Genomic DNA, 335 nt, shown 5'->3' with positions numbered 1-335 from the left:
GTAGTCACAGGTCGTGTAGAGCAGGGCATCATCAAAGTTGGTGAGGAAGTTGAGATTGTAGGTATCCGTGATACCACCAAGACCACTTGTACCGGCGTTGAAATGTTCCGTAAGCTGCTGGACGAAGGCCGTGCAGGTGAGAACGTAGGTGCGCTGTTGCGTGGTACCAAGCGTGAAGACGTAGAGCGTGGTCAGGTTCTGGCGAAGCCAGGTTCAATCAAGCCACACACCAAGTTCGAAGGTGAAGTGTACGTATTGTCAAAAGACGAAGGTGGCCGTCACACGCCATTCTTCAAAGGCTACCGTCCACAGTTCTACTTCCGTACGACTGACGT

General features: G+C 52.2%; 1 protein-coding gene. It reads left to right on the top strand.

The window, feature by feature from the left end:
* On the top strand, positions 1-335 hold a 335-nt coding region (locus QWY20_RS18605), incomplete at both ends, for an EF-Tu/IF-2/RF-3 family GTPase (RefSeq protein WP_330130464.1).

This window comes from Alkalimonas cellulosilytica (assembly GCF_036325985.1).
Taxonomy (GTDB): domain Bacteria; phylum Pseudomonadota; class Gammaproteobacteria; order Enterobacterales; family Alteromonadaceae; genus Alkalimonas; species Alkalimonas cellulosilytica.
This window is presented reverse-complemented; position numbering and strand designations above follow the sequence as displayed.